The sequence below is a fragment of the Cupriavidus sp. 22TCCZM04-2 genome (assembly GCF_057798895.1).
Window position 1 is genome coordinate 53,522 of sequence record NZ_JBYOJS010000017.1, and the last position, 14,881, is coordinate 68,402.

9 protein-coding genes are annotated in these 14,881 nt (G+C 68.2%); 5 read left to right on the forward strand and 4 right to left on the reverse strand.

The features are described 5' to 3' along the window. Positions 1-43 precede the first annotated feature (43 nt). From AC3FKG_RS22505 to AC3FKG_RS22520, 4 genes are all read left to right on the forward strand, one after another. Positions 44-3,358 carry an acetyl-CoA carboxylase family protein gene (locus AC3FKG_RS22505; RefSeq protein ID WP_488744164.1) on the forward strand — a complete coding sequence of 1,105 codons (3,315 nt, stop codon included), beginning with the start codon at positions 44-46 and terminating at the stop codon, positions 3,356-3,358. Positions 3,359-3,410: 52 nt separating this feature from the next. Next, the gene (locus tag AC3FKG_RS22510; protein ID WP_488744165.1) at positions 3,411-5,873 is read left to right on the forward strand and encodes a CaiB/BaiF CoA-transferase family protein; all 2,463 of its coding nucleotides are present in this window, start codon (positions 3,411-3,413) and stop codon (positions 5,871-5,873) included. A 45-nt stretch (positions 5,874-5,918) separates the two neighbouring features. Next, on the forward strand, positions 5,919-6,941 hold the full coding sequence (locus AC3FKG_RS22515) for a Bug family tripartite tricarboxylate transporter substrate binding protein (RefSeq protein WP_483711866.1): 1,023 nt from the start codon (positions 5,919-5,921) through the stop codon (positions 6,939-6,941). A gap of 117 nt (positions 6,942-7,058) precedes the next feature. Continuing rightward, positions 7,059-7,814, forward strand: coding sequence for a TetR/AcrR family transcriptional regulator (locus AC3FKG_RS22520; RefSeq protein ID WP_483711865.1), 756 nt, complete (start codon positions 7,059-7,061; stop codon positions 7,812-7,814). A 28-nt stretch (positions 7,815-7,842) separates the two neighbouring features. Here the strand turns inward: AC3FKG_RS22520 and AC3FKG_RS22525 are convergent, their stop codons facing one another. Continuing rightward, on the reverse strand, positions 7,843-9,174 hold the full coding sequence (locus AC3FKG_RS22525) for a DUF1254 domain-containing protein (protein ID WP_488744166.1): 1,332 nt from the start codon (positions 9,172-9,174) through the stop codon (positions 7,843-7,845). Between the two features lie 250 nt (positions 9,175-9,424). Here AC3FKG_RS22525 and AC3FKG_RS22530 point away from each other — a divergent pair, with 250 nt between their 5' ends. Continuing rightward, positions 9,425-10,405, forward strand: a complete 981-nt coding sequence (locus tag AC3FKG_RS22530; RefSeq protein WP_488744208.1) for a Bug family tripartite tricarboxylate transporter substrate binding protein — start codon at positions 9,425-9,427, stop codon at positions 10,403-10,405. 43 nt (positions 10,406-10,448) lie between these two features. Here AC3FKG_RS22530 and AC3FKG_RS22535 read toward each other — a convergent pair whose 3' ends face one another. From AC3FKG_RS22535 to AC3FKG_RS22545, 3 genes are read right to left on the reverse strand one after another with little or no spacing between them, the layout of a single operon-like run. After that, positions 10,449-11,102, reverse strand: a complete 654-nt coding sequence (locus AC3FKG_RS22535) for a DUF2894 domain-containing protein (RefSeq protein WP_483711863.1) — start codon at positions 11,100-11,102, stop codon at positions 10,449-10,451. Next, on the reverse strand, positions 11,095-11,745 hold the full coding sequence (locus AC3FKG_RS22540; protein ID WP_483711862.1) for an OmpA family protein: 651 nt from the start codon (positions 11,743-11,745) through the stop codon (positions 11,095-11,097). The genes AC3FKG_RS22535 and AC3FKG_RS22540 overlap by 8 nt, the downstream gene beginning before the upstream one ends. After that, positions 11,742-14,879 (reverse strand): DUF802 domain-containing protein, encoded by a 3,138-nt coding sequence (locus AC3FKG_RS22545; protein ID WP_488744167.1) that lies wholly within the window; start codon positions 14,877-14,879, stop codon positions 11,742-11,744. The genes AC3FKG_RS22540 and AC3FKG_RS22545 overlap by 4 nt, the downstream gene beginning before the upstream one ends. Positions 14,880-14,881: the final 2 nt, after the last annotated feature.

Consider the following 14,881-nt stretch of genomic DNA (forward strand, 5'->3'; position numbering starts at 1 on the left):
CCGGCCGCAGAAGCCGGGCCGCAATCTGTACAAGGAGACCGAATTGAAGAAGCTGCTGATCGCCAACCGCGGCGAGATTGCATTGCGCGTCCTGCGCGCCGCACGTGACCTGGAAATCGCCACCGTCGCGGTGTATTCGCAGGACGATGCCAGCGCGCGGCACCGCATGCTGGCCGACGAGGCCATTGCCCTCGACGGCTGGGGGCCGGCCGCGTACATCGACATCGCGGGGATCATTGCCGCGGCGAAGACTTCCGGCAGCGATGCGATCCATCCGGGCTATGGGTTCCTGAGCGAGCGAGCGGACTTTGCACAGGCTTGCATCGACGCGGGCATCACCTTTGTCGGACCGACCATCGAGCAACTCGCCCTGTTCGGCGACAAGGGCCGGGCGCTCGAACTGGCGATGGACAGCGACGTCCCCGTGATGCCGGCAACGCGCGGCAGTGCATCGCTCGACGAGATCACCAGATTCTTTGACGCGCAGGGCGACGCCGGCGTGGTCATCAAGGCGGTCGGCGGCGGCGGTGGCCGCGGCATGCGCGTGGTGCGGCGGCGCGAGGAACTGGCCGAAGCCTATGCACGCTGCCGGTCCGAGGCGGCCTCCGCCTTTGGTGTCGATGCGCTCTATGCCGAGCGGCTGGTCAGCCGCGCGCGCCACATCGAAGTGCAGATTGCCGGCGACGGTGCCCATGTCATTGCGCTGGGCGAGCGCGACTGTACCTTGCAGCGCCGCTTCCAAAAGCTCATCGAAATCGCGCCAAGCCCTGTTCTCCGGCCGCAGTTGCGCGAGGGCATCATCAAGGCCGCGCTGCGGCTCGCACGCCGCGTGAACTACCGCAGCCTTGGGACCTTCGAGTTCCTGGTCGAGGAAACCGCAGCGGGCGAGCAGAAGGACTTTGTCTTCATCGAGGCCAATCCGCGCCTGCAAGTCGAGCACACGATCACCGAGCAGGTCACTGGCGTGGATCTCGTAGCGCTGCAGATCGGGCTGGCTGCGGGACGCACGCTTGGCGAGCTTGGCCTCGACGCCGCCGCGCCACCTCAGCCGAAGGGCTATGCAATCCAGGTCCGCGTCAATGCGGAAATCACCGATGCACAGGGCCTGGCGCGGCCAGCGCATGGCCGGCTGGAACGCTTCGACCCGCCTTCCGGTCCCGACGTGCGCGTCGATTCGCATGGCTACACGGGCTACGAGCCGTCGCCCAACTTCGATACCCTGCTGGCCAAGCTGATCGTGACCAGCGCGGCCCCGAAGTTCGATGCCGCGGTACGACGCCTGCAGCGCAGCCTTGCAGAGTTCCGCATTGTCGGCGTGCCGACCAATATCGACCTGCTGCGCGCACTGGTGCAGCGCGATGACTTCCTTGCGCAAGACGTGCATACGCGGCACTTCGAAGCGATCTTGCCGGAACTGGCGGCATCGGCCGCGGCCATCGCGGACGCCGGGCGTGCGCACGAGGCGATGCTTGGCGGCGCAGCGCGCCCAGCGTCGCACACGCCCCGCGCATCGGAGCCCGAGGAAGAACTGGAAGACGGGCTGGTCGCGATCCGCGCGCCGTTGACCGGCCGCGTGGTGGAGATCTCCGTCGCAATTGACGAGATCGTCAAGCCCGGCCAGACCGTGGCGGTGCTCGATGCCATGAAGATGGAGCACGCGATTGCGGCCGAGTGCGGCGCACGCGTGGTCGACCTGCGGCTGGAGAAAGGCGCGCTGGCGTCGGAAGCCCAGATCCTGATCGTGCTGGAGCAGGTTGAAGCCGATGGCGTATCGGTTGTAGCGGCTCAGAAGGTCGATCCGCACGCGATCCGCGCGGACCTGCAGCGCGTGCTGGACCGACATGCCATCCTCGAAGACGCGGCGCGCCCCGACGCTGTCGCCCGGCGCCGCTCGCGCGGCCAGCGCACCGCCCGCGAGAACGTGGCCGACCTGTGCGATGCGGATTCCTTTGTGGAATACGGCGCGCTGGCGCTCGCGGCGCAATCGTCGCGCCGCACCAGAGAGGACCTGATCGCCAACACGCCCGCTGACGGCCTCATCACCGGCATTGGCAGCATCAATGGCGCGCTCGTCGGCACGGACCGCGCGCGCAGTGCGGTGATGGCGTACGACGCGACGGTGCTTGCCGGCACGCAGGGCAAGCGCAATCACATCAAGACCGACCGCATTGTCGAGGTCGCGCTGCGCGATGAACTGCCGCTCGTGCTGTTTGCCGAAGGCGGTGGCGGCCGTCCCGGCGACGTGGATTTCCCCTCGGTGTCCGGCCTCTACCAGCCGTCGTTCGCCGCGTTCGCGGAGCTGAGCGGCGAGGTGCCGGTGGTCGGCATCGTGTCGGGCCGGTGCTTCGCGGGCAATGCCGCGTTCCTCGGCTGCTGCGATGTGATCATTGCCGACAAGTCCGCGAACATCGGCATGGCTGGGCCGGCGATGATCGAAGGCGGCGGCCTCGGCATCTTCCGTCCCGAAGAGGTAGGCCCCGCGCCCGTGCAGTTTGCCAATGGCGTGATCGACGTGCTGGTCGAGAACGAGGCCGAAGCCGTGCAGGTCGCCAGGCACTACCTGTCGATGTTCCAGGGGCGCGTCGAACACTGGAGCGCGCCGGACCCGCTGGCGCTGCGCCATGTCGTGCCCGAGAACCGCCTGCGCGTGTACGACACCCGCAAGGCCATTGAAGGCATTGCCGACGCGGGCAGCGTGCTGATGCTGCGCGGCGGCTTCGGCGCCGGCATCCACACGGCGCTGGCGCGCGTGGAAGGGCGGCCCGTGGGCATCATGGCCAACAACCCCTATCACCTTGGCGGCGCCATCGATGCCGATGCGGCCGACAAGGCGTCGCGTTTCATGCAGCTGTGCGATGCGCATGGGCTGCCGATCGTCTCGCTGATCGACACGCCGGGATTCATGGTCGGCCCCGAGTGCGAGGCGCGTGCGCAGGTGCGCCATGTATCGCGCATGTTCCTGACGGCGGCCAAGCTGCGCGTCGCGCTGCTGGCGGTGACCTTGCGCAAGGGCTATGGCCTGGGCGCGATGGCCATGGCGGGCGGCGGCTTCCGCTCGGCGAACTTCACCGTGTCGTGGCCCACTGGCGAGTTCGGCCCGATGGGTCTGGAAGGCGCGGTCCGGCTGGGCTTCAAGAAGGAGCTGGAAGCGGTGCCGGACGGCCCCGAACGCAAGGCGCTGTTCGAGCAGCTGGTCGCGCAGTCGTACGAACGCGGCCACGCGATCAACACGGCTGCGGCGGTGGAGATCGATGCCGTGATCGACCCGGCCCAGACGCGCAAGTGGATCGCGCAGGGCATTGCGTCGGCCGAGGTGCGCAGCCGCCGCGAACGCCGCGGGTTCGTCGACGCGTGGTAAGCGCGATGGCAGCGGCATCACGGTATCCGTCCATCACAGCCAGGGAGTTTCCATGATCATGAAAGAACCTGACCCGGCGCAGCTCGCGCTGGGCGGGCTGCGCGTACTCGAGATCGGCACCGGTGCGGCGCTGGCGTACGCGGGCAAGCTGTTCTCCGACTTCGGCGCCGAAGTCATCAAGGTCGAAAGTCCGGCGGGCGACGCGTGGCGGCAGATGCCGCCGCTGGTCAGCGTGCCCGGCGCCGCCCAGCCGGAAAGCGCGCTGTTCGCGTGGCTGAACACCAACAAGCGCAGCGTCACCGCCGATGCGGCAGACGCCGATGACAACGCATGGCTGGCACACCTCGCGCGCACTTGCGACGTGGTGCTCGACGCGCGCGCCCTGGATGAAGGGCCGGGCATCGTTGCCACGCCGGTCTGGTCAGGCGCGGCCGGCGGCCATGAGCCGGTCGAGGTAGCCCTCACCTGGTTCGGGGAGAGCGGCCCCTACAGCGGGTATGCGGGCGCGGAAGCTGTGTGCCGGGGCCTTGCCGGCGCGATCCACGGCAGTGGTCCGCCAGACGGTCCGCCCCATATGCCGCACGACGTGCAGACCGCGATCGTGGTCGGCCTGAGCGCGTTTTCGGCCGCTGTCGCCGGTCTTATCGGCAGCGCGCAGGGCAGCCGCCGGTACGTGCTCAGTGAACACGAATGCGCCTTCAGCGTAGTCGAGATGGAGGCCGGCATGGTACCCGACAAGCGCCACCCGTTGCGTCGTCTTGGCGTCAACCGCTTCTGCGGTACGCATCCGGCCGGCATCTTCGAGACCGCGCAAGGCTGGATCGGCATCTTCACGCACACGCTGCCGCAGTGGAAGGCGCTGTGCGACGCGATCGGGCGCCCTGAACTCGGCGGCGATCCGCGCTTCGCGAACGGCCAGGAACGCATGGCGCGGGCGGACGAGATCGACGATCTGCTGATTCCGGCCTTCCGGACGCGTACGGCAAGGGAATGGTTCGAGATCCTCGGGGACAAGAAGCATCCGACGGTCATCGTGCCGACGATGGACGAGTTGCTGCGCCAGGACGTCCATCGTCAGCGCCATGCGTTCGTGCCGGTCGAAGCCGCGGGCGTTACGTTTGAAGGCCCGGTCGTGCCGCTGCGTCTCGATGCAGCGGGACCGCTGCATGGCGGTCCCGCGCCAATGAAGGGGGCTCACGATGCCTTCTATCGGGCAGCCGGACTGGATCATCAGCCGCACCGGACACTGCGCAGAACCTCCTGCGCGGAGCTGCCCTTGCAAGGTGTGCGCGTGGTCGACCTGACGATGGGCTGGGCGGGTCCGCTTGCATCCCGGACGCTGGCCGACTTCGGCGCGGAGATCATCAAGGTCGAGAGCACCGGCTATCCCGACTGGTGGCGCGGCGCCAACTTCACCGAGGAGTTCTATCGCGAACGGCTGTACGAGAAGAACACCAACTTCAACCTGATGAACCGCAACAAGCTCGGCATTACGCTGGACCTGACGCGGCCCGAGGGCAGGCAGTTGCTGCTCGACCTGGTGGCGGGCGCCGATGCCGTTATCGAAAACTACTCGGCCGAAGTCCTGCCGAAGCTCGGGCTCGACTACGAGGCGCTGCGCGCCGTCAACGAGCGCCTGGTCATGGTGTCGATGCCAGCGTTCGGGCTTGGCAACGCGTGGAGCAACACGCGCGCGTATGGCGGCACGCTGGAACAGGCCAGCGGGCTGCCGCTCCACACCGGGCACCCGGATGGACCGCCGGCCATGACGTCCTACGCCTACGGCGATCCGATCGGCGGACTGAATGCCGGCGCCGCGATGCTGCTCGCGCTGTTCGCGCAGCAGTCGACTGGCAAGGGCCGGCATCTCAACCTGTCGCAGGTCGAGGCCATGTTGCCGATGGCCGCACCGTTCATCATCGAGCAATCGGTCAGCGGCGCGGTCTCGCCGCGCCAGGGCAACCGCCATCCGTTGAATGTGCCGCACGGCTGCTTCCGTTGCGCGGGCGACGATGCGTGGATCGTACTGACCGTCACTGATGCGGAATGGCCCGGCCTGTGCCGCGCCATCAGCAGGGACGATCTGGGTGCGGATGCGCAGCTTGCCCACGCAACGGGGCGCCGTGCGCAGCAGGACAGGATCGACGCAGCCATCGCCGCGTGGAGCGCGGGCCGCGATCCGGAGGACGCCATGCGCGTGCTGCAGCAGGGCGGGGTTGCCGCAGGCGTGGTTCGCCCCATGTCGCAGGTGCTGCAGGACGCCCACCTTCGCGCACGGGGCTTCTGGCATGACCTGCAGCGCGCCCACAGCGGCACGTACACCGCCAGCACACCGTGGTTCCGCACCTGCCACGACGCCATGCCGGTCCGCAGCGCGTCGCCGACGCTGGGGCAGCACACCGAAGAGGTGCTCGCCCGCGTGCTGGGGCTCGGCGCGGCGCGGATCGCGGAACTCGAACGCATGGGCATCACCGGCAGGACGGCGCAGCCGAAGTCATCAGGCAAGGCCGCGTAGGTCGACAAGGCATTCAGGAACACCCAGCAAAAACAGGAGACAAGCATGCAGGAACTCAATTTTTCTATGCGCTGCCGCCGGGCGTCAGGCCGCTTCAGAGTGGCTGCTGCCGCGCTGGTCGCGTTGACTTGCACGATCGCGGGGCCGGCCGCCGCCCAGAGTGCGAACTGGCCGAACAAGCCCATCCGGATGATCGTGCCGTTCCCCGCCGGATCGTTCACCGACACGGTGGCGCGCGTGCTGTCCGAGCACCTGAGCAAGTCGCTCGGCCAGCCGGTGATCGTCGACAACAAGGCCGGCGCGAACGGGCTGATCGGCGTGGCCGAGGCTGCCCGCGCGGCGCCGGACGGCTACACGCTGCTGGTCACCAATTCCAGCAGCATCACCATCAACCACCAGGTCTACAAGAAGAGCAACTACAAGCCGAAGGACTTCACGCCGGTCACGCTGGTGCTGGAGGCGCCGTTCATCCTCGTCACGAATCCGGAGTGGTCGCAGAAGAACGCAGTCGGCACGTTGCCGGAGCTGGTGAAGTTCGCCACGCAGAATCCGGGCAAGATCAGCTACGGCTCGGCCGGTCCCGGCAACATCGCGCACCTGAGCTTTGCGATGCTGAATAACCGGACGAAGATCAAGACCACGCATATCCCGTACAAGTCCGCCGCCCAGGCGGAGATGGCCGTGATGAGCGGGGAGCTCGAGACCGCTTTCGACACCTGGAGCGCGCTGCCGCAGATCAAGGTCGGCAAGCTCAGGCCGCTCGCCGTCAGTTCGTCCAAGCGCATGACGCAACTGCCGGATGTGCCGACGCTGGAGGAGCTTGGCATTGCGCCGTTCAACGTGACGTTCTGGATCGGCATGCTCGCGCCGGCCGGCACGCCGCCGCAGATTGTCCAGAAGCTCAATACCATCACGCATGGCCTGCTTGAAGACAGCAAGGCGAAGGCGGCGCTGGGGCAGCAGGGCGAGGTGGTAATGATCGACCCGGCGACGTTCGCGAAGCGCATCGAGAAAGAGGACGCGAGCTGGGGAACCGTGATCCAGCGAGAGGGGATTACGCTGGAGTGACCCCCGCACGGCAGTCAAGGCAGCGGCTCAAGGGCCGCCGCCTTCATATTGCCAAAGCGATTGCCTGAACTCTGTCCAACTCCGATAATCATTCACCTCCCATCCAGATTCCCAGGCATGAGCCGCATCCGCACCCTGAGTTCCCTCGTTGCCGAGGCCGGCCAGCCGGCTCGCAGCAAAGCCAAGGCCGTGCCGGCGGAGCCTGCGCCGTCGGCCGGCCCGCAGCAAAGCGAGACCGCGATGCGCATGCTGGAAATCGCGGAGCGGTTGTTTGCCGAGCACGGCATCGAACAGGTGCCCCTGCGGCAGATCGTGGTCGAATCCGGCCAGCGCAACCGCTCGGCATTGCACTACCATTTCGGCTCGCGTGAAGCACTGGTTGCCCATCTGCTCAATATGCGGCTGGCCCATATCAACGTGCTGCGCAACGCCCATCTGGACGAAGTCGAGGCCGACGGCAAAGCGGGCGACGTCCGCGCGATCGTGTATGCGTCGATCAGCGCGCTGGCCGATACCGTCGTCACGACTACGTGGGGAGGAAGCTACCTGCAGGTTGCCGCGCAGACCATGTTCAGCCCGACGCTGTTCAGCGCGGACCTGCTCGACAAGAACGCGCTGACCGGCCTGGTCCGCACGCGGAAAATGATCATGGCGGCATTGCCTGATGTGCCGGCGAAGGTGATGGACTACCGCCTGATGTGGTTCAACCACGGCACGGTCTTCTCGCTCGCGGACTGGTACCAGCGCGCGCGCGGCGAACACCGCGCGCCGCCGGTCGACGAACTGGCCGACTATTGCACTGCGGGGCTCACCGGGCCGGTGACACGGACTTCCGGCGGCACCCGCCGCGGCGGCAAGGCGCGCACGGACTGAGCGGCAGCGGCGACCCCCGCTACGGTCTTTACGACACGCCGTTGACGCGCCGGATCGGCGGATAGGCGAAGCTCTTGTCCAGGTGCGACTGGCGCGGCACGTACAGCCGCAGCGTGACGTAGAACGGCTCGGCGGGCGCCGGCAGCCAGTTGCCCCGCAGCGCCAGCGCATCCGGCGCGCGCTCGCCCAGGAACAGGCGCAGGCTCCCATCCGCTTCATGACGCAGGTCCAGTGAGCGGTCCCCCAGCGAATACCGGCACAGCGCGTTCTCCACCAGCATGCAGTCGGACTTGCGGTAAACCGTGAGGGACCAGAACGCGTCCACCTGCGGCAGTCCGCTGGCAGGAAAAACCAGTTCGTAGTCGCAGCGGCCATCCAGTGGCTGCCCTTCGCCATCGCAATCCGCGATCAGGTACATCGCTTCTTCCATGCCCAGCGCGCCGATGTAGTTGCGCGCGACCAGCGCACGTTCCAGGTAGCGTTCGCCGAATGTCGACAGCAACTCGACCGGCAGCGACCAGCCGCCGCCGAGGTCAGACGGAATCGGCGCACCCAGTTCGGCCTCGAGTTCGGATAAGGCAGCGGCCATTGCGCTGCGCTGTGCCTCATCGGGTTCCATCGCGTCGCAGTCTGCGCCGATGCCGACGGCTGCAAAGCGGGCCACATGGACCGCCTGGCTGGCCGGCGGCGGGTTGTCGCGCAGCATCCGGTTGACCACGGCGGTAAAGCGCAGCGGGTCGCCCACGCGCTCGCCGGGCTGCATGCCCACGTCGAACGCGCGCGCGGCCGGCGTGCCGTCGAGGCGCGTCAGGCTGACGGCATCCTGCAAGTGATGCACGGCTGGCAGGTCCGCTTCGCCATCGACCAGCCAGCGGCCGATCATCCAGACTGCGTCGGTCGGGCACGCCAGCGGCTGCATGCCGGGCGGGATCTCGCCTTGCCAGCGCGGCCCGTGGAGCAGATAGCGGCCCGCGCCGGTGCCGGTGGTCCGGCTGCCGACCGCATCGAACGGGTTGGTGTAGGCGTCGAGCAGGCCGAGCACGTAATAGCGCCCGGCCGTGTCCGGCACGCTGAGGCAGACCGGTCCTTCGGACAGGTCGAGCCAGGCGTTGGTATAGAGCGTGTCGTTGTTGGGCGTAACCACCTGACGGTGCTGCGGCCCAAGCAGGACGCGCGTGTGGAAAAGCTGGTTGACCCAGCGCAGCGGGGTGTCGGGGGTGTCGCCGGCAAAGACCCCGTCGGGGCCGCGGCGCGGGCACGTTGCGGCGCGCATGCGTGCCATCTCGTAAAGCGGATAGGTGTACACGACGGCATCGCGCAGCAGCGCGGCGCGATCGGAAGAGGGATGCGGGGCGTTCATGGCGATCAGGTTCCCAGGCGATTTTAATCTATCGTATTAAACGGTCGGGGACAGCTTAGGCGGCGGGCGCTGATGCGGGCATTGGGGTTTCCACCATCCCGCTCGGCGCAATCGCTCTGCTACATTTTCCGTCAGTGATTAATGCGTCGTATTAAAATGGGCGGCCCGGCACTGCCGGCGCTGCCCTGCCAGTGGAGACAGCATGACGATTCACAGCGCAGTCAGCGCCGTCCGGCGCCGTACCTTGTCGATGTCCATGCGCACGCTGGGGGCGGCGGCCCTGGCGCTGACGCTGCTGCCGTGCGCGGGGCAGGCCATCGAAGCTGCCTATCCAGCCAAGCCGATCCGCATGGTGGTGCCGTATCCGCCCGGCGGGTTGACCGATACGCTCGCGCGCACGGTGGCCGACGGCTTGTCGCGCCGGCTGGGCCAGCCCGTGGTGGTCGAGAACCGCGCCGGGGCAGGCGGCGGCATCGGTACCGATTACGTCGCCAAGTCGGCACCGGACGGCTACACCTTGCTGATGACGATTCCGGGGCCCATCACGGCCAATATCGTGCTCTACAAGCGGCTGCCCTATGACCCGCGCACCGACTTGCGGCCGATTTCCGACGTGGCCGTCGCGCGCACGGTGATGGCGGTGAACGCATCGGTGCCAGTGAAGACGGTGGCCGAACTGATTGCCTATGCGAAGGCGCACCCGGGCAAGCTGGTGATGGGTTCCTGGGGGCCGGGCACTCAACCGCATACGATTCAGGCGTATCTCGGCAAGACTTACGGGATCGACATGCTGCATGTGCCGTACCGGGGCGAGGGACCCATGATCACGGACCTGCTCGGCGGCCAGGTGAACCTGACGGTGGGCTCGGTCACTTCGCTGAGGCAGCACATTGCCGATGGCCGGCTGCGGGCGCTGGCGTTAGTAGGCGCCAGCCGTGCGCGCGCGCTGCCGGACGTGCCGACTTTTGCCGAGGCCGGCTACAAGGACAGTGCGTTCGCGCTGGTCGGCCCCGTGACGCTGATGGCGCCTGCGAAAACACCCGATGCGCTGATCGAGCGACTGGGCCGCGAGGTCAGCGCGCTGGTCAGAAGCGCCACGGTGAGCAAGAAGATCGACGAGATGGGGGCGGAGCCGCTGGGCAACTTGCCTGGGGAAGCGGTGAGCGCCTACAAGGCATATTTGCCGGTGGTTCTGAAGCTGACGGCGGACACGGGAGTGTCGCTGGAGTGATTCGCGTGCCGGCACACCGCATGCGCCGGCGATTGCCAGCCGCTTATTTGCGCGCCCTGGCGCGCACGGCTTTCTTCACCACGCCGGCACGGGGCGCTTCCTTGACGGCCGCGGCGCCGCCGCCATGCATCTGTTCCAGCCACGTCAGCGCATCGACATAGGACAGGAACTGCTCGAAGTATGCGGGCGACATCTCGCGCATCAGCGTCAGCGAGCGATGCACGAGATGGCTGGAATTGAGCGGACCCGCATGCTCGGGCACCCGCTCCAGCGATTGCTGCAACTGCTGGCTCGCGCTGACGCGCGTCCAGGTATCCCGGAAGTAATCGATCAGCTTCGGCTCGGCGCGCAATGCGTCGCGCGGAGCGCTGCGCGGCGCTGCGCCAGGAGCTGGGGCAGCATCGGGCAGCGGGGCCTGGCTCGCGATGTAGTCGACTACCTCCGCCAGCGCGCCGCGCGTGGGCAGGCGTGGTCGAGGCGCATCGCCGGTGTCCCGGGATGCCTCGCTTTCCACGGCCGCACCGTATGCGCTGACCAGTTCGGACAGCCGGCCTTCGAGCAGGCGGCGCGCATCGCCACTGTGGCCAGCCGCGCGCCGTGCCATCGCTTCGATCAGGCGAAACCGGACCGGGTCGACGCGGTCGGCGCCGCGTTCGCGCCAGGCGGCCAGCGTGTCGAGCACGGCGTCGTTAGCCATGCGGCTTCCCCGTGCCCATGGACACGCGCGGAACGGGGGCGATTTCCACCCGCCGGTTGCGGGCGCGGCCGGCTTCATCGGCGTTCGACGTTACCGGCTGCTCGGCGCCGAACGCGGCCGAGAACACTGAGGCGGCCGGGATGCCCGCATCGATCAGCGCGCGCGTCACCGTCAAGGCGCGCTGGGCGGACAGCTCCCAGTTGTCGGCAAACCGGCGGTTGCGTTCGCGCACCTGCTGGTCGTCGGTGAAGCCGCTCACCATCAGGATCTCGTCGCGCGAGCGCAGGTAGGCCGACAGCGGCCCGGCCAGGCTCTTCAGCACGTCACGGCCCTGCGGCTGGAGCTGGTCGGAGTTGAGTGCGAACAGCACGCTGCCATTGATGCCGATGCGGCCGTTCACCAGCGTCACGCGCCCGGCGGCGAGTGGGGCCGCCAGCGCCTTTTCCAGGCTTTCGCGGCGCTGCATTTCTTCCTGGCGCTGCTTCGCTTCCTTCTCCAGCCTGGACGTGAGCTCCATCTGGGCGCCGATGACGCCCAGCAGGATCAGCACGAATGCGCCCAGCACCACCGACATCAGGTCGCCAAAGACGGCCCAGGTCGGTACGGACGGCTCGACGCCTGCGTCGATGTCGTCGTCTCTCATGCCGCCTCTGCGTTGGATGCCTGCTGTCCGGCAAGCTGCTGCAGGTCGTCAAGCACCTGCTTCTGCGAGCGCATGCTGAGGTCGACGACCTCGCGCGCCTGCGCCACGTAGTAGGCCAGCTGCTCGTCGCTGCGCGCCATGGATTTGTCGAGCGCGGTCTCGATGCGCTCCAGATGCGCCATCAGCTTGTCGTTGGACTCGCTGAACATCTGCACGGCCACGCCCAGCGCCTCGCCAAGGCTGGCCACTTCGACGGCGCTGCCCGTGACCTGCGCAGCCACGGTGGCGAGCTTGCCGGTTTCCGATTCGACCTGGTCGTGGAAGCGCGTGCCGACACGGTCGAGCAGGTCGGCCGTGGTGGCAACGAGGCTGTCGACGGCCACGCGCTGCTCGGTGGAAGCATGGTTGACCGCATCGAGCAGCGTGCCCAGCGTTTCGAGCAGGCGGCCGCGCTCTTCGAGCATCGTGTTGTCGCGGGCCATGCTGTCGGTAAGCTTCTGGCGCAGTTCGGCGATGACCTCGGCCGCCGCCTTGGGCGCTTCGGTGGCGGCCTGCACCAGGCGGGAGACCTCGGCGATGGCGTGGCTGGCCTGTGCCTGCGTCTGGGCCGCGATGTCGCGCGTGGTCCGGGCCAGCGTATTGCAGAGTTCCTGCTGGCGGTTGGTCGTGTGCGTCGTGGTCTGTTCCCATTCCTGTCGCAGCGATGCGGCGATGCTGCCGAGCGTCTCGGTCCAGGCGGTCATGCGCTGCTCGTCGCGCGCGGCCATTTCGGCCTGCAAGGCCACGGCGGCCTTCGGGGCCTGCTCGGCGGCCTGCACGAGGCGGTCGATTTCGGCGATGGTGGTGCTGGCGTGGGTGCGCGCTTCGGCCGAAATATCGCGTGCCGTCTGGGCCAGTGCGTCGGTGATGGCCTGCTGGCGGTCAGCGGATTGCGCGCTCCCCTGTTCGATCTGGGCGCGCAGCGTTGCGGCCATGCCGGCTAGTGCCTCGGTCCATGCGCCCAGGCGCTGCTGATCGCGCGAAGCCAGTTCTTCCTGGAGCGCGACGGCAGCCTTCGGGGCCAACTCGGCGGCTTGCACCAGGCGGTCGATTTCGGCGATGGTGCTGCTCGCGTGCGTGCGCGCCTCGGCGGACATAGCGCGAGCGGTTTGCGCCAGCGTTTCGGTGATCTGTTCCTGATGGCTGGCGGCGTTCGCGCTGGCCTGCTCCATCTGCGCGCGCAGCGTCGCGGCCATGCCAGCCAGTGCCTCGGTCCATGCGGCCAGGCGCTGCTGGTCGCGAGACGCCAGTTCTTCCTGCAGCGCGACGGCAGCCTTCGGGGCCAACTCGGCGGCCTGCACGAGGCGGTCGATCTCTGCGATGGTGCTGCTGGCGTGCGTGCGCGCCTCGGCGGACATAGCGCGCGCGGTCTGCGCCAGCGTTTCGGTGATCTGCTGCTGGTGGCCGGCGGCATTCGCGCTGGCCTGTTCCATCTGCGTGCGCAGCGTCGCGGCCATGCCGGCCAGTGCCTCGGTCCATGCGGCCAGGCGCTGCTGGTCGCGAGCGGCCAGTTCTTCCTGCAGGGCAACGGCAGCCTTGGGGGCCTGCTCGGCCGCTTGCACCAGGCGCTCGATCTCGGCGACGGTGCTGCTGGCATGCGCGCGAACTTCCGCCGACATGTCGCGCGTGGTCTGCGCCAGGGCGTCGGCGATTTCCTGGTGGCGGCTTGCGGTGTGCGCGCTCGCCTGTTCCATCTCGCTGCGCAGGGTGTTGGCGATGGCGCCAAGCGTTTGCGCCCAGGCCTGCAGCCGCTGTGCATCCTGTGCCGACAGTTCCTGCTTCAGTTCGGCATGCGAGCCGGCCAGCGCCCGCACCATCGAGGCCGCGTGCTGCTCGAACGCTGCCGCCGCACTGGCGATGGCTTGCTGGCTGTCGCTGGCGATTTTCTCGCTGACGCGCGCTTGCTGCGCCAGCGCAGCATTCCAGGTTCCGGCGGCGCTGGCCGCCGTGGCGTCCAGGCGGGCGGCCACGCTTTCCAGCAGGGCCGCCGAGCGTTCATCGAAAGTCTGCGTGAAGCCTTCGAGCGTGGCGCGCAGGTCGCCGGCCTGTGCTTCGCTGGTGCGCTGATGACCGGCCAGCGCCTGCTTCCACAAATCCGCGACGGTCGCCGTGCTGTCCTCGAAGCGGCTCGACAGGCCATCGAGCTGTTGCTTCACGGCGTCCGAGACCGTGGTGTGCAGGGCCGCCGTTTCGCGTGCGATGCCCGCCATGGTGAATTCGACGGCAGGCTGGATGGCCGCGCTGGCGGTGCGTGCGCTGTCGGCGATGCTCTGCGTCAGCGATTGCCGCACGGCATCGGCCAGCCGGCCGTACGCGGCGTCGGTGCGGTCATGGAACGCGGCCTGGCTGGTGGCGAGCCGTTCGGACATGGCCTGGTGCTGCTGTTCCATGGTGGTCATCATGCCCTGCAGCCGGTCGACCAGCGTGGGCATCACGTCCGCCTGCCGCTGCAGCAGGCGGAACGCTTCTTCGCGCTGGTGGTTGCGCGAAAACGGGCGCAGCGTGGTGGCGATGCGGGCGTCGAGCGCCTGCGCGGCCTCGATGCGCTCGCGCCGGCACAGCGTGGAAAGCAGGCCCAGCATGGCCGAGGTGGCGACACCGGCCACCGACGTGCCGAACGCAAAGCCCAGGCCTTTGACCGGGGCGGCCAGCGATGCGCGGATGGCATCGAGGTCCGCAGCGCCTTCCAGCGCGATGCCGGTGCCCCGAAGCGTCGCGACCATGCCAAGGAACGTGCCGAACATGCCCAGCAGGACCAGCAGGCCGACCAGGTACGGCGTCAGGGCCGGGCCGGGCAGGGCGGCGCGCTCGCCTTCGACGCGCAGGCGCACGGCATTGCGCAGGCCCGGAGGCAGCAAGTCGACCCATGCGCCAAGGCTGGCGGGGGCTTCGGACAGTCCCGCAACGGCTTGGGCCAGCGTGCCCGTGGCCTGGTGGTAGCGCTTGAGTTCGAACGCACCGGCCAGGTAGAAGCCGCCGATCAGCAGCGTGACGGCCAGCGCCAGCGCGTTGGTGCCCGCGTAGCCGGCGCCAATCCAGCCCACGACGGCCAGGCCTGCCAGGAAAACGACGATTTGGATAAGGGTTCTGGTCATAG